19 protein-coding genes and 2 tRNA genes are annotated in these 22,816 nt (G+C 69.2%); 4 read left to right on the top strand and 17 right to left on the bottom strand.

Features of this window, described 5'->3' with window-relative positions:
• From coaD to NQ034_RS04965, 5 genes are read right to left on the bottom strand one after another with little or no spacing between them, the layout of a single operon-like run.
• Positions 1–567, bottom strand: a complete 567-nt coding sequence (gene coaD / locus NQ034_RS04985) for a pantetheine-phosphate adenylyltransferase (protein WP_257047377.1) — start codon at positions 565–567, stop codon at positions 1–3.
• A gap of 25 nt (positions 568–592) precedes the next feature.
• A complete protein-coding gene (gene rsmD, locus NQ034_RS04980; protein WP_306427748.1) occupies positions 593–1,147 on the bottom strand; it encodes a 16S rRNA (guanine(966)-N(2))-methyltransferase RsmD in 555 nt (184 codons plus the stop codon).
• Complete coding sequence (locus NQ034_RS04975; RefSeq protein ID WP_257047376.1) at positions 1,147–3,357, bottom strand: ATP-dependent DNA helicase RecG; 2,211 nt, start codon at positions 3,355–3,357, stop codon at positions 1,147–1,149. Before NQ034_RS04975 ends, rsmD begins: the two co-directional genes overlap by 1 nt.
• Positions 3,358–3,363: 6 nt before the next feature.
• Positions 3,364–5,118: a DAK2 domain-containing protein gene (locus NQ034_RS04970; protein ID WP_257047375.1), complete on the bottom strand. Its 1,755-nt coding sequence runs from the start codon at positions 5,116–5,118 to the stop codon at positions 3,364–3,366.
• Positions 5,119–5,172: 54 nt separating this feature from the next.
• Positions 5,173–6,288 (bottom strand): thiamine-phosphate kinase, encoded by a 1,116-nt coding sequence (locus tag NQ034_RS04965; protein ID WP_257047374.1) that lies wholly within the window; start codon positions 6,286–6,288, stop codon positions 5,173–5,175.
• Positions 6,289–6,321: 33 nt separating this feature from the next.
• Between NQ034_RS04965 and NQ034_RS04960 the strand changes: the two genes are divergently transcribed.
• Positions 6,322–6,849: a DUF3515 family protein gene (locus NQ034_RS04960; RefSeq protein ID WP_257047372.1), complete on the top strand. Its 528-nt coding sequence runs from the start codon at positions 6,322–6,324 to the stop codon at positions 6,847–6,849.
• 27 nt (positions 6,850–6,876) lie between these two features.
• On the opposite strand, the gene NQ034_RS04955 is transcribed toward NQ034_RS04960, so the two are convergent.
• The 7 genes from NQ034_RS04955 to leuC form a co-directional block, all read right to left on the bottom strand.
• Entirely contained in the window at positions 6,877–7,977 is a 1,101-nt protein-coding gene (locus NQ034_RS04955; RefSeq protein ID WP_257047371.1) for a D-alanine--D-alanine ligase family protein, read from the bottom strand.
• 33 nt (positions 7,978–8,010) lie between these two features.
• On the bottom strand, positions 8,011–8,553 hold the full coding sequence (locus tag NQ034_RS04950; protein ID WP_257047370.1) for a YbhB/YbcL family Raf kinase inhibitor-like protein: 543 nt from the start codon (positions 8,551–8,553) through the stop codon (positions 8,011–8,013).
• Between the two features lie 127 nt (positions 8,554–8,680).
• Positions 8,681–9,685 carry an NAD(P)H-dependent glycerol-3-phosphate dehydrogenase gene (locus tag NQ034_RS04945; RefSeq protein WP_257047369.1) on the bottom strand — a complete coding sequence of 335 codons (1,005 nt, stop codon included), beginning with the start codon at positions 9,683–9,685 and terminating at the stop codon, positions 8,681–8,683.
• 69 nt (positions 9,686–9,754) lie between these two features.
• Positions 9,755–10,561 (bottom strand): lysophospholipid acyltransferase family protein, encoded by an 807-nt coding sequence (locus NQ034_RS04940; protein ID WP_257047367.1) that lies wholly within the window; start codon positions 10,559–10,561, stop codon positions 9,755–9,757.
• On the bottom strand, positions 10,558–11,877 hold the full coding sequence (gene murA, locus NQ034_RS04935; RefSeq protein WP_257047366.1) for a UDP-N-acetylglucosamine 1-carboxyvinyltransferase: 1,320 nt from the start codon (positions 11,875–11,877) through the stop codon (positions 10,558–10,560). The genes NQ034_RS04940 and murA overlap by 4 nt, the downstream gene beginning before the upstream one ends.
• Before the next feature lie 72 nt (positions 11,878–11,949).
• Positions 11,950–12,549: a 3-isopropylmalate dehydratase small subunit gene (leuD, locus tag NQ034_RS04930; protein ID WP_257047365.1), complete on the bottom strand. Its 600-nt coding sequence runs from the start codon at positions 12,547–12,549 to the stop codon at positions 11,950–11,952.
• Positions 12,550–12,570: 21 nt separating this feature from the next.
• Complete coding sequence (gene leuC, locus NQ034_RS04925; protein ID WP_257047363.1) at positions 12,571–14,070, bottom strand: 3-isopropylmalate dehydratase large subunit; 1,500 nt, start codon at positions 14,068–14,070, stop codon at positions 12,571–12,573.
• Between the two features lie 143 nt (positions 14,071–14,213).
• On the opposite strand from leuC, the gene NQ034_RS04920 reads away from it, so the two are divergent.
• A complete protein-coding gene (locus NQ034_RS04920) occupies positions 14,214–14,933 on the top strand; it encodes an IclR family transcriptional regulator (RefSeq protein ID WP_257047362.1) in 720 nt (239 codons plus the stop codon).
• A 97-nt stretch (positions 14,934–15,030) separates the two neighbouring features.
• A complete protein-coding gene (locus tag NQ034_RS04915; RefSeq protein ID WP_257047361.1) occupies positions 15,031–15,588 on the top strand; it encodes a DUF4282 domain-containing protein in 558 nt (185 codons plus the stop codon).
• 138 nt (positions 15,589–15,726) lie between these two features.
• Here the strand turns inward: NQ034_RS04915 and NQ034_RS04910 are convergent.
• The 5 genes from NQ034_RS04910 to NQ034_RS04890 all read right to left on the bottom strand — a co-directional run bounded on the left by NQ034_RS04910 (position 15,727) and on the right by NQ034_RS04890 (position 19,981).
• A tRNA-Glu gene (locus NQ034_RS04910) sits at positions 15,727–15,802 on the bottom strand.
• Between the two features lie 36 nt (positions 15,803–15,838).
• A tRNA-Gln gene (locus NQ034_RS04905) sits at positions 15,839–15,910 on the bottom strand.
• A 188-nt stretch (positions 15,911–16,098) separates the two neighbouring features.
• Entirely contained in the window at positions 16,099–17,430 is a 1,332-nt protein-coding gene (locus tag NQ034_RS04900; protein WP_257047360.1) for an alpha/beta fold hydrolase, read from the bottom strand.
• A gap of 199 nt (positions 17,431–17,629) precedes the next feature.
• Positions 17,630–19,123, bottom strand: coding sequence for a glutamate--tRNA ligase (gltX, locus tag NQ034_RS04895; protein WP_257047358.1), 1,494 nt, complete (start codon positions 19,121–19,123; stop codon positions 17,630–17,632).
• Between the two features lie 48 nt (positions 19,124–19,171).
• Complete coding sequence (locus NQ034_RS04890; RefSeq protein WP_257047357.1) at positions 19,172–19,981, bottom strand: fumarylacetoacetate hydrolase family protein; 810 nt, start codon at positions 19,979–19,981, stop codon at positions 19,172–19,174.
• 72 nt (positions 19,982–20,053) lie between these two features.
• Between NQ034_RS04890 and hrpB the strand changes: the two genes are divergently transcribed.
• A complete protein-coding gene (hrpB, locus tag NQ034_RS04885; RefSeq protein ID WP_257047356.1) occupies positions 20,054–22,789 on the top strand; it encodes an ATP-dependent helicase HrpB in 2,736 nt (911 codons plus the stop codon).
• Positions 22,790–22,816 lie beyond the last annotated feature (27 nt).

Genomic DNA, 22,816 nt, shown 5'->3' with positions numbered 1-22,816 from the left:
TCAGCTCCGCTTCGCGCCGGCGCTGCAGGCTTCAGCGGCACCGTCGGCGCCACCGGGCTGCGCTTGCTGCGACTGCTGTGCGCGCCGTGCGGTCAGCTCGGCCAGGACCATCTCCGGAACCATCCCGGCCACGTCCCCGCCCAACGCGGAAACCTCGCGGATGAGCGAGGAGGACACGTGCTCATAGGCGGGATCGCCCGGCACGAAAACCGTCTCGATGTTCTTCAAGTGCCGGTTCATATGCGCCATCGGCAGTTCGTAGGCGTAGTCGGTGCCCGAGCGCAGTCCCTTGACCACGGCTCCCGCACCGATCCGCTCGCAGTAGTCGACCAGCAGGCCGCCGGGCACATCGTCGATCGTGATGTTGTCCACTCCGGCGAACCGGGGGTCGGCGGCCAGGCCCGCGCGGATGAACTCGATGCGCTGGGCCAGGGGGAAGTGGCCGGTCTTCGAGGGATTGTGCACAACCGCGATGACGACGTGCTCGAACATCCGCGCCGCCCGCAGGGCGATGTCGATGTGGCCCACCGTCACGGGATCGTAGGAACCGGGGCAGACGACCTTCATGCGTCGTTCATCTCCTTTGTGGATTTCACTTCTTCTCCAGCCACCACAGTGCCGTCTCACCGTGCGTCTTGTGTTTGAACACCTGCAGGTCCTCCGGCAGCGTGGGTTCGGGCGAGCGCGTGGAGCGCTCCAGCACCACCAGGCTGGACGCATCGCGCAGCAGCGGCACCAGGGCAGCGAGCACCTGGGTCACCTGGGCCTCCGTCAGCGGGTACGGCGGATCGGCGAACACCAGGTCGGTCTCGCCTGGCTCGATCTGTCCCAGCGCCGCGGGTGCGGTCCCGGTGATGAGCCTGGTGCGCTCGGCCACGCCCAGATCCGCGATATTCGCCGCCACCACGGCCGAGGCGGACCGCGCCTTCTCGACGAAGGCCGCGTGGGCCGCACCCCGGCTCAGGGCCTCCAGGCCCAGCGCACCGGAGCCTGCGAACACGTCGAGCACCCGGGCGCCATCGAGCATGCCGAGGGCCTCGAGCGAGGCGAACAGGGATTCGCGCACCCGGTCCGAGGTGGGCCGGGTGGCCGAACCACCGGGTGTGCGGATACGGCGGCCGGACAGGCTGCCCGCGACGATGCGCATCAGGAGACCTCCATCCAGGTTTCGTCGGCGTCGAGGATCTGCCGGTCGACGTGTGCGCGCAGGGCGGGGAAGGACTCCAGGGTGGGGTCCTCGTCGACCAGGGCGAAGGCGTCGGCGCGCGCGGCCAGCACCAGGTTCTCGTCCTTGATCACCGATAGGTATTTCAGGCTGGTGCGCAGGCCCGACTGGCTCAGGCCCAGCACATCGCCCTCGCGCCGGGTCTCCACGTCGAAGGTGGCCAGGGCGAAGCCGTCCAGGGTCCCTGCCACGGTGTCCAGCCGTTCCCTGGCGGGGTCGTCTGGCGGGCGGTGGGTGGCGAAGAAGCAGATCGCCTCGCGGCCGTCGCGGCCGATCCTCCCGCGCAGCTGGTGCAGCTGGGCGACTCCGAACATCTCCGCGTCCATAATGGCCATGCAGGTGGCGTTGGGGACGTCGACGCCCACCTCGATGACGGTGGTGGCGACCAGCACATCGGTATCGCCCGCGACGAAGGCCGCCATCGCCGCATCCTTGTCCTCCGGCGTCATCCGGCCGTGCAGGATGCCGATGCGCGCTGCGCGCGTCCCGCCTCCGGGTGTTGGGATCGCGCACAGTTCGGGCCGGGCCGCCAGGGCCGCAGCCGTGTCCTCGACGCCGGGCAACACTCCGCCCGGGGCCAGGCCGGTCTCGTCCGCCTTCGAATCGATCCGGCCGACGACGGTGAACACCTGCTGGCCCGCGGCGATGCGTTCGGCCATCACCTGGTACATGCGCTCATACCAGCGGGGGTGCTCGGCGCCGACGACGAAGGTTTTGATCCGCTTGGGCCCACCCGGCAGTTCATCGAGCACACTGACGTCCAAGTCCCCGAACACCGTCATCGCGACCGTGCGCGGAATGGGCGTGGCCGTCATCACCAGCATGTGAGGGACCCCCTCCCCGCCCTTGGTGCGCAGGGCCTCGCGCTGGCGCACCCCGAAGCGGTGCTGTTCGTCGACGACCACCAGGCCCAGTTCGGCGAATACGGTCTTCTCACTCATCAGCGCATGCGTGCCCACCACGATGTCGACCTCGCCCGAGGCCACGGCCAGCGCCACCTTGCGGCGCCGGGCCGCGGGCAGGGAGCCGGTGATCAGTTCGATCCGCACCCCATCGGGGTCCCCTGACAGCGTGCCGTCGTTCACGCGGGAGCCCAGCAGGGAGCGCAGGGAGTTGTAGTGCTGGGCGGCCAGCACCTCGGTCGGGGCGACCAGAGCGGCCTGCTTGCCGGAGTCCACCGCCTGCAGCATGGCCCGCAGGGCCACCAGGGTCTTGCCCGATCCGACGTCGCCGTGCAGCAGCCGGTTCATCGGCCGGCTGCGCAGCAGGTCGGCAGAGATCTCCGTGCCAACGCGGATCTGCGAGCGCGTCAGGGTGAAGTCGAGTTCGGCGTCGAAGGTGTCGAGGTGACCGCCGATGGCGCCGGCCAGGGCGATGGCGGACTGCTCCTCGAAACGCCTGCGCCGGCTGGCCAGTTCGGCCTGCAGGGACAGTGCCTCCTCGAACTTCAGCGCGTGGATCGCCTGCTCGGGCTGATCGGCCTCAGCGGGGTCGTGCAGGTACTGCAGCACGGTCCGGAAGTCCGGCAGGCCGTGTGCGGTGCGGATGCGCTGCGGCACGACGTCGGCGAAGCACTCCTGCGGGGCCGCGGCCAACAGCACCTTCGTCAGCCGCTGGATCCGGTTGCTGGCGATCCTGGCATTCGCCCGGTAGATCGGGATGGGCTTGGTGATGGCCCCTGGAGCGTATTCCTCCGAACCGTCCTGGGTGATGAACTTCGGGTTCTGCAACTGGGGACTGCCGCGGAACTGTTCGACCTTGCCCGCGATCAGCACGAAAGAGTCGATCGCATCCGCAGCCTTCTTCTCCATCCACTTCTGGTTGAAGAAGGTCGCCGAGATCGTCGCCTCCCCGTCGCTGAGGCGCAGCCTGGTCATATGCATCATGCGCGGGCCCCTGGAGCGCTGATTCGGTTTGCTCCACGAATCGGCATCGGTCACGCGCACGTAGAGGACCGCCTCCTGGCCCACTTCCAGCTCCCTGATCCGGGTGGCCTGGCCGGGGAAGATATAGCGGCGCGGCAGATTGCGGAAGACGTCGTGGATCGTCACCAGGCCCAGGGATTCGAGGTCCTTGAGGTCTTTGCGGGAGGTGATGAAGTCTTTCAGGAGCGGTTCGCGCGCGCTACTCATCAGCCCTCATTCCGCCGCGAGTTCCGCACACAGGCGGCTGGAGCGGCTCTCGACGACGTCGACGATGGCCTCGGGGTAGGCATCCTGCAGGTGGGCCCGGGCGGCGGCCAGGGCAGCAGGCGGCAGGGAGGTGCCGGTGACCAGGGTCAGCAGTTCGGCATCCGGGGCCAGCGCGTCGATGAGCCCCAGCAGTGCCGATACGGAGTCCTCGTAGACCGAGCGGACCCGGCCCACCTGGACGAACATGACCTCGTCGGGGGCCAGCGCGGGTTCTGCGGCATCCGCCGCACCCGGCAGCGAGGTCCCCGCCGGCCATCCGGACCCGCGGACGACCTGGCGCCCGGCGGCCCGGCCCGAGCGGACCACGGACCCACAGGACAGGGAGTCGACGACATCGGCCATATCCGCGGCCACTGCGGCCGGACCCGCGGCCGGGTCGTAGACGGCCAGGGCCGCGAACACCTGGGCCTGGTTGAGGGCGGGAACCAGTAGAACGTCGGTGTGCAGCGCGAGTTCGTGCAGGGCCACATGGCTGGCGGCGTCATGGGACACGACGACGGCAGGACCCTCCTCACCGGTCTCCCCCGGCACTGCCGAGGCGCCCGACTCGTCCGGCCCGGGGGCTGCGGACGCCTCGCCATCGTCTGCCGCCGGATCCGGGGTCGGGCTCAGTCCCGCTGCGAGTTCGGCCACCAGTGCCTCGTAACCGGGCAGGGCCGCATTGACGGCCACCGCCTCGGCCACGGCAGCGGCGAACAGCGAGCCGATGCCTGCTACGGTGACCAGCACCGTAGTGCGCCGCCGGGGGCCACCGCTGACCGTGAGGTCCTCGACGCGCAGCTGCGCGATGCCCAATGACTTGCAGGAGCGCAGCGCCTCCAGCGCGGAGGACGTGTCCGGCACGTGGACGTGGACCTTGGGCCAGGACACCACGATCGAGGTGCCACCGGCGGCTTTGAGCACGCGTTTGACATGACGGGCGCGGTCGCGTTTATCGGCGAGGAAGAAAACGAGCTCGTAGCCGGTCTCCCCCGCCCGGGCCTCCGGACGTTCGACGGTCACGCCGTCCAGTGCCTCCTGCCGCAGCCGACGGCCCGCCATGGCCTGTTCGGTCATCGTGGCCCCGGCCGGGTCGCGCCCGGTGGCCGTGAGGTAGAGCAGGTCGAACAGTTCGACGATGCCCGAGGAACCCGCATCGACCACATCGGCCTCCGAGAGCACATCGAGCTGGCCGGTGGTCTCCAACAGGGCCTGCTGGCTGCGGGTGCGCACCGCGGCGATCAGTTCGATGAGGTCGGCCCCTGCGTCGGCCTGTTCCCTGGCGCATTCGGCCATGGCGTGCAGGACCGTGAGCATGGTCCCGTCCACCGGATCGGCGATCGCCTCCGCTGCGCGGTCGGCGGCCAGTTCCAGAGCGGCCGCGAAGGTCGCGGAGTCGAGTTCCGTGACACCGGCGAGTCCGTCGGCCACCCCACGCAATGCCACGGAGAGGATCAGCCCGGAATTGCCGCGGGCCCCGCGCAGGGCGCCATTGGCCATCGCCTCGACGACCTGGCCCAGTGTCACCTGGCCGGTCAGTCCCTCGACTGCGCGGTAGGCCGAGCGGACGGTGTGATAGAGATTGGTGCCGGTATCGCCGTCGGGGACGGGGAAGACGTTGAGCGCGTCGATGTCGGTGCGCTCGCGCCGCATCCGTTCGACGATCCGCCTGGCCCAGCGGGCCGCCAAGCGACCGCCGAGCCGCTCGGGGTCCATGCTCATCCCGCCCTCCTTCGAGCCGTTGTGGGTCCGTCCTCGTCGTTGCAACAGCCGCGGCTAGGCGAAGTGTCTGAACGCCCCATCGGCAACCGCCGCCCCGGCCAGGTGAATGCCGAGGGCGCCGCCGGCATCCGGTGCGCCGGCCTCGACCGCCCGCCTGGTCACCGTGCCGATCGCCTCCCACTTTACCGGAGCCCGGTTCGCACCCGTGCCGGGCAGGGTGGGCGCGGTCACCAGGAAACCGTGGTCCTCTCCCCCGGTGAGCACCCAGTGGCGGGCCAGGTCCAGGGCCGGCGCCCCATCGGCGCGCAGTGCGCGAGCCGCGGGCAGGAGAGGCCGGGACAAGCGGTCGATGGCGTCCGGATCGAGGTCGATGACGACCTGCGAGGCCCGGGCGATGCGGCCCAGATCGCCCACCATCCCGTCCGAGGCGTCGATCCCGGCATGGGCCCACCCAGGCAGCCGCGCGGCCGCAGCATAGTCCGGCCGCGGCCCCAGTTGCACCGCCAGGGCCAGGTCCAGGTCCGGGTCCTCTCCGGGGCGCACCCCGGCCAGCAGCAGGTCGAGGCCCGCGGCGGCGAAGCCCACGGTGCCGGCCAGATAGACGGTGTCGCCCGGCCGGGCACCGCTCCGGCGCAGCGGCGGGGTGGAGCGCGGGTAGTCCCCGAGCGCGGTGATGGAGACGATGAGCTCCCCGGCCGCGCCGATATCGCCTCCGAGCACTCCGGTGCCGGCCCGCGCGCACTCGGCGAGCAGGCCGGCGTAGAACTCCTCGATCCGCTCAGATTCGGTGTCGCCCGGCAGTCCGAGGGAGACCAACAGTCCGTGGGGGCGCGCGCCCATGGCGAACACGTCCGCGAGGTTCTGCGCAGCCGCCTTGACCCCCAGGCGGTACCAGCCGCCCGGAGTGGTGCCGGCCGCCCGGCGGAGGCCGGCGCCCGGGCAGAGTGCATCGGGAAGTTCGCCGAGGTCCAGCCAAGCGGGCAGAAAGTCCTGTCCTGCCACGAGCATGTCGGTGGTGCTCGCCAGGGCGCCGGCGGGGTGGGTCACGGCGGCATCATCGCCTGGACCCACCGCCGCCGGATGGTTCAGGGCAGCGGCGGGCGCGCGATCGAGCGTATCGGTGATGAGGCGCAGCAGAGCGGTTTCGCCCAGCCGGTGCAGGGTGGCCATGGGCCCACGCTAGCAGGCGGATAAACTGCGGGTATGCGCAGATACACGGGTTGGACTCTGGCGGCCGCGAGCGTGGGGCTCGGACTGGTCCTCAGCGGGTGCACCGACACTCTGGTCGTCGAATCGGCGCCGCATCCGGAGGATCCGGCCTGCGCGAACACCATGCTCAGCCTGCCCGATGTGGTCGGCGACTTCCATCGCCGCGACACCTCCAGCCAGGCCACCGGCGCCTGGGGCGATCCCTCGGCGGCGGTGTTCAAGTGCGGGATGGACGTCCCGGCGCCCACCACCGATCCCTGCGTCAGCGTCAGCGGGGTCGACTGGATCTCCACGCAGCAGGACGAGAAGACCTGGCGTTTCGTGACCTACAACCGCAAACCGGCGGCCGAAGTCCTGGTCGACCCCACGCGGATGCCCGGCGCCACCGCACTGGCGGCCCTGGCCGATGCCGTGGGCAAGCTGCCCGAATCCGCTCGGTCCTGTGTCGCGGCCAAGGACCTCGACGAGTCCGGTACCCCGCAGGTCAGTGGTACGGCGACGCCGCCGGCGACACGCCCTTAAGGGACGCATCGCCGGCTGTTCCCGTCCTCAGCGGGTGCGGTCGCGCAGGGCGATCGCGATCAGCCGGTTCAGCAGCTCCGGGAACTCAACGCCCGTGCGCGCCCACATCATCGGATAGGCGGAGCTGGGGGTGAAGCCCGGCAGGGTGTTGAGCTCGTTGACCAGCACGCTACCGTCGTCGAGCACGAAGGTGTCGACCCGGGCCAGGCCCGAGCCCTCGAAGGCCTGGAAGGTCTTGCGGGCGACCCGGCGGACCTCCTCGGTCACGGCCTCTGGCAGTTCGGCCGGGCAGGTCACCTGGGAGGCGCCGTCGAGGTACTTCGCCTCGAAATCGTAGAACTCGTGTTCGGCCCCGAAGGTGATCTCCGAGGGCCAGCTGGTCGCGGGTTCGGTGTCGTGGAAGGAGCCCAGCACCGCGCATTCGACCTCGCGGGCGACGACTCCCGGTTCCACGATCACCTTCGTGTCGTGGGCGAAGGCCGCGGTGAAGGCCGCAGCCAGCCCGGAGGCGTCGTGGACCTTCGAGATCCCCACCGAGGAGCCCGCGCGGGCGGGCTTGACGAAGGCGGGGAAGCCCTGGGCGATCACCGCATCGTGTGCCGCCTGGGCGTCCGCGGTGTATTCGTCCTGCCGGATCGTCACCCACGGGGTGGTGGGGATCCCGGCCGCGGTCAACACGACCTTCGTGAAGTGCTTGTCCATCGCCGCGGCCGAACCGAACACGCCGGGGCCGACATACGCCGCTCCCATGAGTTCGAACAGGCCCTGCACCGTCCCGTCCTCCCCGTAGGGACCGTGCAGCAGGGGGAAGAACACGTCCACCGACCCCAGCCGACGGGTTGACCCGTCGGCGCGCCGTTCCACCAAGGGGTGGTCGGCGGAGGTCGGGGACACGAAGATGGCCGTCCCGTCGTCTTCGACTTCGGGCATCGCCTCCGCATCGAAGGCGAAGTCCTGCCAGTCGGGCACCAGTCGCCAGGTGCCCTCCCGGGTCACGCCGATCGGCAGGATCCGGTATGCGGCATCGTCCAGAGAGGACAGCACTCCGACGGCGCTGACGCAGCTGACGGAGTGTTCGGACGAGCGGCCACCGAACAGCACGGCGACCACGGGACGGTTATCAGGCATGTTTCCTTATTTCGTTGACGGAGTGGCGGGGGTTCACGCCTCGACTTCGAACGTGGTCTCCAGCCACGCCCGGCCGATGCTCTTGAAGAAGATGTTGAAGCCGACGAAGGCCGGCGAGGAATCCTCGGGCAGGTTCAGGGGCTCGCTGAGCGCGTGCACGATGAAGAAGTAACGGTGCGGGCCGTGTCCGGCCGGCGGAGCCGCGCCGACGAAGCGCGGTTCGCCCGCGTCGTTGCGGAACACGGAGACCCCTGCCGGCAGCAGGTCCGCAGCCGGATTGCCGGCGTTCGTGGGAAGTTCGGTCACCGTCCCTGGGATGTCGGCGACGACCCAGTGCCAGAAGCCGGATCCGGTGGGCGCATCGGGGTCGTAGCAGGTCACGGCGAAGGCTTTGGTCTCCTCCGGGAAGTCCGTCCAGGACAGCTGGGGCGATTCGTCCCGGCCGCCGGAGATCCCCATCGAGCCTGATGCCTGGGCCAGGGCCAGTGGTGCGCCCTCGGCCACATCGGTGCTGGTGACGGTGAAGCGCGGAACGTCGTTCAGGCGGGCGAAGGGCGAGTTCAACTGTTCGCTCATGATTCCTCCTCGGATTTCGGTATGCGTTGCACGGGGCGTATCCCACACTACAGGTGCGCGTCCGCTGCGGGTCGGGCCCTGCGGCCGGAGTGCGGCCCGGCGTTGGATGCGGACCGGGTCCGGCGAATCAGATCCGGGGATCCTCGACCTTGCGTTTGCGGGCCAGCAGCAGGGTGGCCATTTCGCCGACGCTGAGCTTCCCGGCCAGCACGCCCACGACCGCCTGCGCGATCGGCAGGTCGACACCGTGCTCGGCACCCAGGGCCAGCACGGCCTTGGCGCTCTTGACGCCCTCGGCAGTCTGCTTGGTCTTCGCCACCGCCTCCTCCAGGGTCAGTCCCTCTCCCAGCAGGCGGCCGAAGGACCGGTTGCGCGAAAGCGGGGAGGCGCAGGTGGCGACCAGGTCGCCCATCCCCGCCAGCCCGGACAGGGTGTGCGCCCGCCCACCCATGGCCAGGGCCAGGCGGGTCGTCTCCGCCAGGCCGCGAGTAATGATGGAGGCCTTGGAGTTATCGCCCAGGCCCTGCCCATCGGCCATGCCCACGGCCAGCGCGATGACGTTCTTGATCGCCCCGCCCAGCTCCACGCCCACCACATCGGTGTTCGTATAGGGCCGGAAGTAGGAGTTCGCGGAGATCTCGGCGACACGTTCGGCGACCTCACTGTCCTCGGCCGCGACGACGGTGGCCGTCGGCTGGCAGGCGGCGATCTCACGGGCCAGGTTCGGCCCGGAGACCACGGCGATCCGGCGCTTCGGCAGACCGGTGGCCTCGGCGACGACCTCCGTCATCCGCTTGCCCGTGCCGATCTCGATGCCCTTCATCAGGCTCACCACGATCGCATCCGGCCGGATGTGCCCGCCCCAGGCCGCAAGGTTCTCCCGCAGGCTCTGGGCCGGCACGGCCAGCACGACGATTTCGGCATCTGCCAGTGCCGCAGCCGGATCCGAGGTGGCGCTGAGATTCTCCGACAGTGTCACCCCCGGCAGATAGCCGGAGTTGGTGTGGGCGGAGTCGATCTCCGCGGCCACATCATCGCGTCTGGCCCAGATGGTGACGGGGTACCCGGCATCGCAGATGACCTGGGCGTACACCGTCCCCCAGGATCCGGCTCCCATGACCGCCGTCTTCACACCCGACTCCTTACACGTTTCGTCCGATAAGTGGAATAGGCCGCGATGGAGCGCGGCCTGCCGACTATTTTAGCCGTCCGCCCGATCCTCATCGGCCAGGCGGTGGTCGGTGGTGAACCGCGCGGGCAGTTCGACCCCGCGCAGACGGGCCAACAGCGCAGCCGTCTGATAGGTGATCTCATGGGTCAGCCGCGAGATCCCGTCGGGCACCCCGGCATACGGGGCGGGATCGATCCGCTCACCGTAGACCAGGTCCATCCGGCGGCCGAACTGCGGTTTGACGGCCTTGTTGTGCTTGGTCATCGTGTCCTGCAGTCCCCAGTGCGCGGCCGGCACCACGGGCGTCCCGGTCTCGATGGCCAGGCGCGCGGCCCCCGTGCGCGAGGGGTCGGGCCAGCCGTCGGGGTCGGCGGTGAGCGTGCCGCGCGGGAAGATCACGACGACCTCGCCGGCGGCCAGGGCCTTCTTGGCCGAGACCAGTGATTCCGCCGCCCCGGCGGAGCCGCGCAGCACGGGGATCTGCGCCAGCGGGCGCATGAACACGCCCAGGAACCCGGTGAACAGGGACGCCTTGGCCAGGAAGTGCGGCATCCGACCGTGGTGCCACAGGTCCAGCGACAGCAGCACAGGGTCGACCTTGCTCAGGTGCAGCCCCGCGACGATCACCGCACCGGAGTCGCCGACGTTCTCGAAGCCATGGCTGTGCGGCTTGCCCATGGTGCGAAACAGCGCGGTCAACGGGGGCGCCACGACGTGGGCGACCGAGCGCGAGCGGGCCAGCAGCTTCGGCGAGTAGTCGATCCCGGCGACCACCTCTTCCTCGTGCGCCCGCTTCCGCTGTTCCTTGGCGGCCCTGGCCGCGGCGTCCTTGCTCATACTTCCTCCACCCGGGCTCCCAGGCCCTGCAGTTTCATGTCGAAGTCCTCGTAGCCGCGGTTGATCAACTCGATCCCGCGCACCTCGCTGGTCCCCTCGGCGGCCAACGCGGCGATGACGTGGCTGAAGCCCCCGCGCAGGTCGGGCACGGTGATCGAGGTCCCGTGTAGGCGACTGGGCCCGGAGATCGCAGCGGAGTGCAGGAAGTTGCGCCGGCCGAATCGGCACGGCGTACCGCCGAGGCACTCGCGGTAGAGCTGGATCTGCGCGCCCATCTGCCCCAGCGCCTGGGTGAAGCCGAAACGGTTCTCGTACACCGTCTCGTGGATGATCGACAGGCCCCTGGCCTGGGTCAACGCCACCACCAGGGGCTGCTGCCAATCGGTCATGAAACCCGGGTGCACATCGGTCTCGAGGACGACGGAGTTCAGTTCGCCACCGGGGTGGCGGAAGCGGATGCCGTCCTCTTCGACGGTGAACGCCCCACCGATCTTGCGGAAGACGTTGAGGAAGGTGATCATGTCCTGCTGGTGCGCCCCGCGCACGAAGATGTCCCCGCCTGTGGCCAGGGCGGCCGAGGCCCAGGAGCCCGTCTCCATCCGGTCCGGCAGCGCACGGTGGGTATAGCCGGAAAGCGATTCGACGCCTTCGATCCGGATCACCCGCTCGGTGTCGACGGTGATGATCGCGCCCATCTTCTGCAGAACGGCGACCAGGTCCATGATCTCCGGTTCCACAGCGGCGTTCTTCAGCTCCGTGATGCCGTCGGCGCGCACTGCCGTCAGCAGCACCTGCTCGGTCGCCCCGACCGAGGGGTAGGGCAGTTTGACCTTGGTCCCGCGCAGGCGCTGCGGGGCCTCCAGCAGGATCCCGCCGGGGGTCTTGTCGACGCGCGCGCCGAACTTGCGCAGCACGTCGAGGTGGAAGTCGATCGGCCGGTCGCCGATCTTGCACCCACCCAAATCGGGGATGAACGCCCGGCCCAGGCGGTGCAGCAGCGGCCCACAGAACAGGATCGGGATGCGTGAGGACCCGGCGTGGGCGTCGATGTCGGCGATCGAACCCTGGGAGACGTTCGCGGGGTCCATCCGCAGCTCCCCATCGGCCCGACCGGCGTCCGGTCCCGAGGTCACCTCGACCCCGTGCAGGCCCAGCAGGCCGGTGACGACGTGGACGTCCTTGATATCGGGCACCGAACGCAGTACCGAGGGGGTGTCCCCCAGCAGCGAGGCGACCATGGCCTTGGGAACCAGGTTCTTGGCCCCGCGGACATCGACCTCGCCCGTCAGCGGTGTTCCGCCGTGGACTCGCAGCATGACCCTCCCATATGAGATCTGTGTAGGTTCGCACCGATCGGTGCGAACCTACAGAATCTTAACGGGTGTATATCAGAACTTCGCCGGAATGGTCTTGGGCTTGAACGACGGGCGGCGGGCCTCGAAGGCCGTGATCTCCGCTTCGTGCTGCAGAGTCAGCGAAATATCGTCCATTCCCTCCATCAGCCTCCAGCGCGTGAAGTCGTCCAGGGCGAAGGGCACGGTGACGGTATCGCAGCTGACGGTGCGCTGTACCAGGTCGACGGTGACATCGATGCCCGGGTTGTTGTCCATCACCTTCCACAGCAGTTCGACATCGGGCTGCTCGACCTGGCAGGTGACCAGGCCGTTCTTACCGGCGTTGCCCCGGAAGATGTCCGCGAAGCGGGCGGAGACGACCGCTTTGAAGCCGTAGTCGTGCAGGGCCCAGACAGCGTGCTCACGGCTCGAGCCCGTTCCGAAGTCGGGGCCGGCGACCAGCACCGAGGCGCCCTCGTAGGCGGGACGGTTGAGGATGAATTCCGGGTCCTCGCGCCAGCCGGCGAACAGGGCGTCCTCGAAACCGGTACGGGTCACGCGTTTGAGGTAGACGGCCGGAATGATCTGGTCGGTGTCGACATTCGAGCGGTGCAGCGGAACGCCGACGCCGGTATGGGTGGAAAACTTCTCCATGGTGGAACTCCCTTGTGGCTCTCAGGCGGACTTCTGGACGACGGTCAGCGGCAGCTGGGTGTGTGTTTCGCGCGGTTCGCGGGGCCGGTGGCTGTGGGCCACCAGTTCCGGATCTTTCTCCGGCAGGTCGGCCGGGCTGGACAGGGTGCCGCGCACGGCAGTGGCGGCGGCCACCAGCGGGCTGACCAGGTGGGTCCGTCCGCCCTTACCCTGCCTGCCCTCGAAGTTGCGGTTCGAGGTCGCAGCACAGCGCTCCCCCGGAGTCAGCTGATCGGGGTTCATGCCCAGGCACATCGAGCAGCCGGCGAAGCGCCATTCGGCGCCGAAGTCGGTGAAGACCCGGTCCAGGCCCTCTTCTTCGGCCTGTAGGCGGACCAGGGCGGAGGCCGGGACGACCATCATCCGCACGTCCGGATGCTTGACCTGCCCGCGCACCACCTCGGCGGCGGCGCGCAGGTCCTCGATCCGGCCGTTGGTGCACGAACCCAGGAAGACCGTGTCCACCTTGATCTCGCGCAGCGGGGTGCCCGGCGTCAGACCCATGTAGTCGATCGCGTTCTGGGCCGCCACCTTGGCGGATTCGTCGACGATCGCGGCGGGATCGGGCACCGTCGCGCTCAGCGGCAGCCCCTGCCCCGGATTGGTTCCCCAGGTCACGTAGGGCGAAATGTCCTCGGCCTGCAGGGTGACCTCGGCGTCGAAGACCGCGTCGTCGTCGGTTTTCAGCGTCTTCCAGTATGCGACCGCGGCGTCCCAGTCCTCGCCCTGCGGGGCGTGCGGCCGGCCGTTGACGTAGTCGAAGGTCGTCTGGTCGGGGGCGACCATACCGGCCCTGGCACCTGCCTCGATGGACATATTGCAGATCGTCATCCGCGCTTCCATCGACAGCTTGCGAATCGCCTCGCCGCGGTACTCCAGGACGTAGCCCTGTCCGCCACCGGTGCCGATCTTGGCGATGATCGCCAGGATGATGTCCTTGGCGACCGAGCCCTCGGGCAGTTCACCCTCGATGTTGATCGCCATCGTCTTGAAGGGCTTGAGGCTCAGCGTCTGCGTGGCCATGACGTGTTCGACCTCGGAGGTGCCGATGCCGAAGGCCAGCGCGCCGAAGGCCCCGTGGGTCGAGGTGTGCGAATCCCCGCAGACCACCGTCATACCCGGCTGAGTCAGGCCCAGCTGGGGGCCGACCTGGTGGACGATGCCCTGCTGCATATCGCCCAGCGAATGCAGGCGCACGCCGAATTCGCGCGCATTGGTGCGCAGCGTTTCGATCTGGGTGCGGCTCGTCAGGTCCGCGATCGGCTTGTCGATGTCCCAGGTGGGGGTGTTGTGGTCCTCCGTCGCCAGGTGCTGGTCGACGCGGCGCAGCTTGCGTCCTGCCAGGCGCAGGCCCTCGAAGGCCTGCGGGCTGGTGACCTCGTGGAGGAGCTGCAGATCGATGTAGATGAGGTCCGGTGAGCCGTCCTCGCCGGCCACAACGACGTGATCGGCCCACACTTTCTCTGCCAGGGTCTTGCCCATTGCCCACACTTCCTTTGTCTTGAGCCTGAAGGGAATCAGCGGTTGCGGCGGTCGGGGTGAGACCGCCATCTGCCACTATTTTAGGTGCGGGTTTTCGCATTCCGGACTTGCATCTTGGATTGTGAGACCACAAAATAGTGCCTATGAGCACAGAAAACGGCAGCGGCGTCGGTGTCATCGACAAGGCCGCACTCGTCATGTCGGCACTGGAGGCCGGCCCCGCGTCCCTGGCGGAACTCGTCTCCCTGACCGGCCTGGCCCGACCCACCGCCCACCGGCTGGCCGTAGCCCTCGAATACCACCGCTTCGTCGGCCGGGACATGCAGGGCCGATTCGTCCTGGGCCCGCGTCTGAACGAACTGTCATCGGCCGCCGGCGAGGACCGCCTGCTGGCCGCCGCGGGCCCCGTCCTCAACCAGTTGCGCGACCGCACGGGCGAATCGGCCCAGCTGTTCCGCCGCCAGGGCGACCTGCGCCTGTGCGTGGCCGCGGCCGAACGGCCCGTTGGCCTGCGCGACTCGGTGCCGATCGGCGCGACCCTGAGCATGCGCGCGGGATCCGCGGCACAGGTGCTGTTGGCCTGGGAGGAGCCCGACCGGCTGCACTCGGGCCTGCGCGGGGCCAGGTTCTCGGCCACCATGCTCTCCGGCGTGCGCCGGCGCGGCTGGGCCCAGTCGATCTCGGAGCGCGAACGCGGGGTGGCCAGCGTGTCGGCCCCCGTGCGCGGACCCAGCAACCGGGTCGTGGCCGCCGTCTCGATCTCCGGACCGGTCGACCGGTTGACCCGCCAGCCCGGCCGACTGCACGCCCAAGCCGTGCTCGAAGCGGCGAAGGTCCTCACCGAGGCCCTCAACCGCGGCTGAGCCCACCGCCCCGATTCCACCGCATCCGACGGAACCGGGGCGGTTCCGTATTCACAATCGCCAGGAGGGTCCTGGCCGTAGTCCCCGAAAGGAAATCATGTCCCAGTCCCCCAACCCCGAGCAGCAGCCCTATCAGCCCACCGGCTACCCGCAGGCGGGCTACCCACAGACCGGGTCGCAACCGTCGGGCTCCCAGCCCTACGGCCAAGACGCCTACGCCGGCTATCAGCAGTACCCCTCCGCCGGCCAGCCGCAGGCGGCACCCGGTTACGACTACCAGGCCCAGCCGGGCCCGCAGGGCCAATGGGCGCCGCCGGCCAAGGCCGCGGGCGAACCCGGCTTCATCAAGGCGCTGTTCGATCTGCGCTTCAACCACTTCGTCTCCATCAAGTTCGCCTCGATCATCTACGTCATCGCGATCGTCCTGGCCGGGCTGACCTGGCTGTGGTACATCGTCATCGGTTTCATGATGGGCTTCGCCGTCGAAGAGGTCGGCTCCGACTATTCCCCGATCATGGGCATTCTGGCGATTTTCCTGGGCTGGATCCCCGCGGTCATCCAGATCGTCGTCTCCCGGGTCATCCTCGAGTTCCTGGTCTCCGGCGTACGCACCGCCCAGAACACCACCAAGCTGGTCGAACTCCAGTCCAAGTAACCTCCAGGTTCCACTACGACATGAATTGTCGATTGGGAACGGTCCCGATCGGTTTTTCCGACATTTCGGGTTGTAGTGGAACTCCAGAGGAACGGCGGGGATGAGAAAGGGCCCGGTTCACATGAACCGGGCCCTTCTTGGTACTCCCGAGCAGATTTGAACTGCCGTTACCGCCTTGAGAGGGCGGTGTCCTAGGCCGCTAGACGACGGGAGCAGGACACTTCGCGATGAAGCTGCTTCATAAGAAGCGCTGGGCTACCAGGACTCGAACCTAGACTAAGTGAACCAGAATCACTCGTGCTGCCAATTACACCATAGCCCAATGTTTTGCAATCAACCGGAAGTCCTAAGAACTTCTTTCCGTTGACCGCGGCAACAGAATGAAACTTTACACGACCCATTTCCGCGATGCAAAACCAGAACGGCCCTCCTGGCGGTGATCCTGCTCACGTAGGGGTATTAGGGCTCGTGTGCCCCGGAATTCCGGGGCACACGAGCCCTGACACCCGCCTACACCAGGCTGCCGTCGCGGGCCAGGCGTAGCAGCTTGTCCAGCACCACCCCGTTGGAGGCCCGCAGCCCGTTGTGCTCGTACTCGCTGGTCACCCAGGTCCGCACGCGCGGCAGCAGACCGGCCGTGGGCAGCGAGTACTCCCTGGGCACATAGGCGTCCTCGTAGTACACGGCGGCCACGACCGGGACCTCGGCGGCCCGCAGCGCATCGGGCTCCCACATCACGGGCCAGGAGAAGGCCGCCAGCTCCCCGGCCACCGGACGCCACGGCCGCAGCGGACCCGTGGCGAAGTGCTCCGGGGCGATGTGTTCGCCTGCCAGCCACAGCGGGTCCGTGGCCACGGCCCTGGGCATCCCGCGCACCCCGGCCCAGGTCGTAGCGGTGCCATTGGCCCAGCAGGATTCCTGTAGCACCGCATACAGGGGGTTGCGCGCACTGAACGGCAGGGCGGCCAGCAGGTCGTGCCGGAAGGCCGCCGAGTCGATGTCCTGGGCCAACAGATAGTGCAACGCCGCGGCCCCACCGGACGCCCCCAGCAGGTGTCCCAGGCCGCGCACATGGGCGGGACCCGCCTGGGTGCCGTCGGGCAGCTCGATCCCCTTGCCGTGCGCTGCCCGTTCGGCCAGCCGGCGCATCCGGGCGGCGTCGGCGGGGAACCGCTCGAAGTAACTCTGCGATTTCGCGCGCAGGGTGTGCCAGGTGGTGGTGTAGAGCTCTGCGGGGTCCGGCGTGTCCGCCAAGGAGCCGGCCACACGGGGCAGGCCACCGGTGAAGATCGCCAGGTCCAGGGACTCCGGATGCGCGGCCAGATATCGCAGAGTGGTGAACCCGCCGAAGGACTGGCCCATCACGGACCAGGATTCGCAGCCGATATCCCAGCGCAGGGCCTCGGCGTCCTCGACGATGGCATCGGCGCGGAAGTGGGTCAGGAAGGCAGCCACCGCACCCGAGTCCTGGACGGGGTCCGTACCCCTGGCCGAGGTCCCCCTGAAGGAGCCGTCGACGTATCCGATCGGGTGGGACAGACCGGTGCCGCGTTGGTCGAGCAGGACCACCGAGTAGTCCTCGAGCGCCCTGGCGAGCCAGGACGGGTTCCCCGCAACCGGTCCGGGGACCTCGGAGCCTGGCCCTCCCTGCAGGAACAGCAGATAGGGTTTGGCCGCCTCGCCCGTGCTCACGATCCGCGCGGCCACGTCGATTTCACCGACGGCCGCCAACCGCCCAGGCAGGCCCGCCGCAGCCTGCGCACCGAAGTGGTCCACCGGCACGCGCACCCGGCGCTCATCGATCCGCAGGCCACCGGGCAGACGGTAACTGTCAACCAACATGAACTCATCCCTCCTGACCCGCCGGGCGGGCCGTGTTCGTTAGTCCCAGGGTATGCGCAGCTCCCGGCGGGTGGGACGGTCCCGACCGAGGCGACAGCCGGCAGATGGACGCGGATACGCGAATGCCCGGACCGAATCCGGTCCGGGCATTCGTGCGTGCCGCTGGCGGGCTGGGGCCGAAGGGCCGTCGCCCTATTGCCTAGGCGTTTGCCAGGTGATCGGCCAGGGCCCGCAGCCGGTTGAGAGTGGATTCCCGGCCCAGGATCTCCATCGACTCGAACAGCGGCGGTGAGACACGGCGGCCCGAGACCGCCACGCGCAGCGGCCCGAAGGCCAGGCGCGGCTTGATACCCAGCTCGTCGACCAGCTTGGCCTGCAGCCCTTCGTGCAGCGCGTCGGTGGTGAAGTCCGCCTCCGGTACGCCGGAGAGCAGTTCGATCGCGGCGGCCAGGACCTCGGGGGCGGTGTCCTTGAGCGTCTTCAGACCCTCCGGGGTCAGTTCCAGATCCGCATCCGCGGTGAACAGGAAGGACAGCAGATCGGGTGCCTCGCCCAGCAGGTTCATCCGCGTCTGGACCAGCGGAGCCGCCTGGGCCAGCACTGCGTGCTGCGCATCCGTGGGTGCGGCACCGCCCGCGCCGAAGACGTTCGCGGCCTGCAGATAGGGCACCATGCGCTCGGTGAAGTCGGCGACGTCGAGCAGGCGGATGTGGTCGCCGTTGATCGAGGTGGCCTTCTTGATGTCGAAGCGCCCCGGATTGGGCAGCACGTCGTGGACGTCGAATGCTTTGACGAATTCCTCGACGGAGAAGATGTCCTGGTCCGGTCCGATCGACCAGCCCAGCAGGGCCAGGTAGTTGATGAAACCCTCGGGGATGAAGCCGGCGTCGCGGTGGTGGAACAGGTTCGATTCCGGGTCGCGCTTCGACAGCTTCTTGTTCCCCTCCCCCATGACATAGGGCAGGTGGCCGAATTCGGGGGTGGCCTGGGCGACGCCGATCTTCTTCAGCGCCTCGTACAGCACGATCTGGCGCGGAGTCGAGGACAGCAGGTCCTCACCGCGCAGCACATGGGTGATGCCCATGAGCGCATCGTCGACGGGGTTGACCAGGGTGTAGAGCGGATCACCGTTGGCGCGCACCACCACGAAGTCCGGCACTGAGCCGGCCTTGAAGGTGATGTCCCCGCGGATCATATCCGTGAATGTGATGTCCTCATCGGGCATCTGCACGCGCAGCACGGGCTCGCGGCCCTCCGCGCGGAAGGCCGCCTTCTGCTCATCGCTCAGGGTGCGGTCGTAGCCGTCGTAGCCCAGCTTCGGGTCCTCACCCTTGGCCTTGTGGCGGGCCTCGACCTCTTCGTTGGTGGAGAACGATTCGTAGACCAGGCCGGCGTCCTTGAGCTTGGCGATGACGTCCTGGTAGATCTCACCGCGCTGCGACTGCCGGTAGGGGGCGTGCGGCCCGCCCACGTCGATGCCCTCGTCCCAGTCCAGGCCCAGCCAGCGCATGGCCTCGAGGATCTGCGCGTAGCTCTCCTCGGAGTCGCGTTGGGCGTCCGTGTCCTCGATCCGGAAGACGAAGGTGCCGCCGGTGTGGCGCGCATAGGCCCAGTTGAACAGGGCGGTGCGCACCATGCCGACGTGCGGGGTGCCGGTGGGTGACGGGCAGAAGCGAACTCGTACGTCGCTCATTGTCAGGTGATTCCTTTGTTCGTTCGGTAGGAAGAAAGAGGTCTGGGCTCAGGCGTCCAGCACTGGGTTGCTCAGCAGGCCCAGGCCGTCGATCGCGATGTCGACGCGGTCGCCGGCGTTGATCGCGCCCACGCCTTCCGGGGTGCCGGTGAGGATCACATCGCCTGGCAGCAACGTGATGACCTCACTCAAGTGCTCGATGACGGTCGGGATGTCGAAGATGAAGTCGTCGGTGTTCCCGTCCTGCTTGAGCTCCCCGTTGACCCAGGAGCGGATCCGCACACCTTCGGGATCCAGGTCCGTTTCGATCCACGGGCCCAGTGGGCAGCTGGTGTCGAAGCCCTTGGCGCGCGACCACTGCTTGTCGATCTGCTGGATGTCGCGCAGGGTCACGTCGTTGGCCGCGGTATAGCCCAGCACGTATTCGTAGGCCTTCTCCGCCGGAACGTTCTTCGCCACGCGGGAGATGACCACCGCGAGTTCGGCCTCATAGGAGACCTTCTCACTGATGGCGGGCAGACGGATCGGATCGCCGGGGCCCACCACCGCGGTGTTCGGTTTGAAGAAGGTCAACGGGCTGGCCGGGACCTCGTTGCCCAGTTCCTTCGCGTGGTCGGCGAAGTTCCGGCCCACGCCGATGACCTTGGAGCGCGGGATGATGGGGGCGATGAGACGGACGTCGTCGTACTTCAGGTGAGCGCCGGTCGATTGAGCCGGGCTGAAGAACGGGTCGCCGTCGAGGACCGCGATTTCGAGTTCGGAGGTGTCCAGAGTTCCGTCGGCGGCGGCTTCGGGCAGGTCCCCCTCGACGACGCCGTACGTGGGTGCATCGTTGTGCACGAATCTGACAATGCGCATGGAACCATTCTAGAAGGCCTCGGGCCCGGATGGGTGGTCGGGGCGCGAAGCGCTGCGACTACTGTGGTGCACATGCCCGATCGCCCCGCCTTCGTCTTCGACATCGACCGGATCGGCGCGGGCCTGCCCGCCGCCACGCTCGCCACGGGCCTGCGAGGGCTCGCAGGACCGGGCGCGGACGCAGTGGAACCGGGCGCCTCGGGCAGTGAACTGCCGGCCGGGGCGCACTCCGGCCCGCGCGCCGTCGTCGAGGCCCCGCCCGGCTCGGGCAAGACGACGGTTGTCCCGCCGGTCGTGGCGAACCTGGTGGCCGCGGGCCCGGGACGCGGGGCAGGCAGGGTGATCGTGACCCAGCCGCGGCGCATCGCCGCCCGCGCCGCCGCGAACCGGCTGGCCGAGCTCTCCGGGACCCGGGTCGGTCAGGAGGTCGGCTACACGATCCGCGGCGAGCGCCACGTCAGTGCCGCCACCCGCGTCGAATTCGTCACCACCGGCGTGCTGTTGGGCCGGCTGATGGGCGATCCGGAACTGGCCGGGGTGTCCGTGGTCGTGCTCGACGAGGTGCACGAGCGCGCGGTCGACTCCGATCTGGCCTTCGCGATGCTGCGCCAGTTGGTGGAATTGCGCGAGGACCTGGGCCTGATCGTCATGTCTGCGACCCTGGACGCCGGCCGCTGGGCGCAGCTGTTGGGTGAGGACGGGGCACCGGCGCCCGTGCTATCCGTGGCGGCCCGACCCCATCCCCTGCGCGAGGTCTGGACTCCCCCGCGCACCCCTGCCCTGGATACCCGTGGAGTCACGCCCGATTTCCTACGCCATGTGGCGGGCGTTGTGGCCGAGGCGCTCGGGGGCGAGACGGGCCCGGCCGGTGCAGCCACGGAGGCTGCACGGGCGGGCGAGCCAGTTGCCGGGGCGGCCGGGAGCGGCGGCGATGTGCTCGTCTTCCTGCCGGGTCAGCGAGAGATCGACCGGGTCGCAGGCGAGCTGCGCGGGCGCGTGGACCCGCGGTCAGCCGAGGTCCTCACCCTGACGGGACGGACGCCGGCCGCCGAACAGCGGCGGATCATGCGTTCACGCCAGGACGGCGCGCGCCGGGTCATCCTGGCGACCAATGTCGCCGAGTCCGCACTGACCGTGCCCGGTATCGACCTGGTGGTCGACGCCGGACTGGATCGGCAGCAGCGGCTGGACACCGGCCGGGCGATGGCGGGGCTGGTGACGGTGGGCGCGTCGAAGGCCGCGATGGTCCAGCGCGCGGGCCGCGCCGCCCGGCTCGGTCCCGGCACCGTCATCCGATGCATGGCACAGGCGGATTTCGCGGCGCGCCCGGCCCAGACCCCGCCGGAGATCCGCACCACCGATCTCACGGAGCCCGCTTTGCAGCTGGCCTGCTGGGGCGCCCCCGGCGGGGCTGGTCTGCGCCTGCCCGACGCCCCACCGGAGCGGCCACTGGCGCTGGCGCAGGCCACCCTGCGGGCTTTGGGGGCGCTCGACTCCCATGGCGCCGCCACCGCCCTGGGGCACCGGCTGGCCCGCGTCCCCGCGGATCCGCGGTTGGCACGCGCCCTGTTCGACGGAGCCGAGCTGACCGGACCGCGCGCCGCCGCCGAGGTGGTGGCCGCCTTGGTCTCGGACGTACGTGCCCCAGGTGGGGACCTGTGGTCGCTGCTGCGTGGCCTGCGCCGGGACAAGAACACCCGGTGGCAGGCCGATGTGCGCCGCTTCGAGGGATTCCTGCCCGGTGCGGGTGGGCACGACGGCGCGGGACCGGCGGCCGGTGCCGAGGATACGGGGCTCATCACCGCCTTGGCCTTCCCCGACCGGATCGCCCGACTCCGGCCGGGTACCGCCGGGGATTACCTGCTGGCCGGCGGCACGGGTGCCGAACTCCCCCGCGATTCGGCCCTCAAGGGTCATACGTGGTTGGCGATCGGCGATGTCGCCCTGACCGGCGCTCGGGCGCTGATCCGAGCGGCGGCCGTGATCGACCAGGACCAGGCGGAATTGGCCGGCGCGGAACTGCTGGAGACCACGACCACGGCGGAGTTCTCCGGTGGCAGGGTGCGCGCGCGGCGCGTCGAGGGCCTGGGCGCGATCGAGCTGAGTTCGACGCCCACCCGGGCCGACGCCTCGGCCGCCCGGACCGCGGTAGCCGCCTTCGTGCGCGAGCAGGGGGTGTTGGACTTTCTGGAGCTGGCCGAGGGCACCCAGGGCGACCGGCCGGCCGGGGACACCCGCGATGCCGCCTTCGCGCAGCTGCGCGGGCGCCTGGGACTGTTGCACGCCGTCTACGGCGAGCCGTGGCCCGATGTCAGCCTGAGCGCGCTGGCCGAACACGCGACGACGTGGCTGGGACCGGATCTGGAGCGGGTCGCGGGCGGTGCCAAACCGGGGCGGATCGACGCAGTGGGCGCGCTGCGCCGGCTTCTGCCCTGGCCCGCCGCGGCACAGTTGGACGAACTGGTGCCCGAGCGCGTGCCGGTGCCCAGCGGTTCCTGGGTCCGCCTGGACTACCCGGCGCCGGAGTCGCACGGGGCCGCGATCACCGCGCCCATCCTGGCCGTGAAACTCCAGGAGTGCTTCGGCATGGCCGACGGCCCGGCGGTCTGTCGGGACGGTGTCCCCGTGCTGCTGCACCTGTTGTCCCCGGCGCGCCGCCCCCTGGCGGTGACCGCCGACCTCAGGTCGTTCTGGGACAACGCGTATCCGCAGGTGCGCGCGGAGAACCGCGGCCGCTATCTCAAACACCCCTGGCCCGAGGACCCCTGGAATGCCGTGGCCACGGCCAGGACGAAGAACCGAATGTAGGGACGCTGGATGTCGGAGTGCGGCGAC

Origin of the sequence: Brevibacterium moorei, assembly GCF_024580735.1 — a bacterium.
GTDB lineage: Bacteria > Actinomycetota > Actinomycetes > Actinomycetales > Brevibacteriaceae > Brevibacterium > Brevibacterium moorei.
This window is presented reverse-complemented; position numbering and strand designations above follow the sequence as displayed.

Excerpts from the sequence above, each read along its gene's own strand:
- coaD (WP_257047377.1), bottom strand. The coding sequence starts at position 567 with ATGAAGGTCGTCTGCCCCGGTTCCTACGATCCCGTGACGGTGGGCCAC.
- rsmD (WP_306427748.1), bottom strand. The coding sequence starts at position 1,147 with ATGCGCATCGTCGCGGGCAGCCTGTCCGGCCGCCGTATCCGCACACCC.
- NQ034_RS04975 (WP_257047376.1), bottom strand. The coding sequence starts at position 3,357 with ATGAGTAGCGCGCGCGAACCGCTCCTGAAAGACTTCATCACCTCCCGC.
- NQ034_RS04970 (WP_257047375.1), bottom strand. The coding sequence starts at position 5,118 with ATGAGCATGGACCCCGAGCGGCTCGGCGGTCGCTTGGCGGCCCGCTGG.
- NQ034_RS04965 (WP_257047374.1), bottom strand. The coding sequence starts at position 6,288 with ATGGCCACCCTGCACCGGCTGGGCGAAACCGCTCTGCTGCGCCTCATC.
- NQ034_RS04960 (WP_257047372.1), top strand. The coding sequence starts at position 6,322 with ATGCGCAGATACACGGGTTGGACTCTGGCGGCCGCGAGCGTGGGGCTC.
- NQ034_RS04955 (WP_257047371.1), bottom strand. The coding sequence starts at position 7,977 with ATGCCTGATAACCGTCCCGTGGTCGCCGTGCTGTTCGGTGGCCGCTCG.
- NQ034_RS04950 (WP_257047370.1), bottom strand. The coding sequence starts at position 8,553 with ATGAGCGAACAGTTGAACTCGCCCTTCGCCCGCCTGAACGACGTTCCG.
- NQ034_RS04940 (WP_257047367.1), bottom strand. The coding sequence starts at position 10,561 with ATGAGCAAGGACGCCGCGGCCAGGGCCGCCAAGGAACAGCGGAAGCGG.
- murA (WP_257047366.1), bottom strand. The coding sequence starts at position 11,877 with ATGCTGCGAGTCCACGGCGGAACACCGCTGACGGGCGAGGTCGATGTC.
- leuD (WP_257047365.1), bottom strand. The coding sequence starts at position 12,549 with ATGGAGAAGTTTTCCACCCATACCGGCGTCGGCGTTCCGCTGCACCGC.
- leuC (WP_257047363.1), bottom strand. The coding sequence starts at position 14,070 with ATGGGCAAGACCCTGGCAGAGAAAGTGTGGGCCGATCACGTCGTTGTG.
- NQ034_RS04920 (WP_257047362.1), top strand. The coding sequence starts at position 14,214 with ATGAGCACAGAAAACGGCAGCGGCGTCGGTGTCATCGACAAGGCCGCA.
- NQ034_RS04915 (WP_257047361.1), top strand. The coding sequence starts at position 15,031 with ATGTCCCAGTCCCCCAACCCCGAGCAGCAGCCCTATCAGCCCACCGGC.
- NQ034_RS04900 (WP_257047360.1), bottom strand. The coding sequence starts at position 17,430 with ATGTTGGTTGACAGTTACCGTCTGCCCGGTGGCCTGCGGATCGATGAG.
- gltX (WP_257047358.1), bottom strand. The coding sequence starts at position 19,123 with ATGAGCGACGTACGAGTTCGCTTCTGCCCGTCACCCACCGGCACCCCG.
- NQ034_RS04890 (WP_257047357.1), bottom strand. The coding sequence starts at position 19,981 with ATGCGCATTGTCAGATTCGTGCACAACGATGCACCCACGTACGGCGTC.
- hrpB (WP_257047356.1), top strand. The coding sequence starts at position 20,054 with ATGCCCGATCGCCCCGCCTTCGTCTTCGACATCGACCGGATCGGCGCG.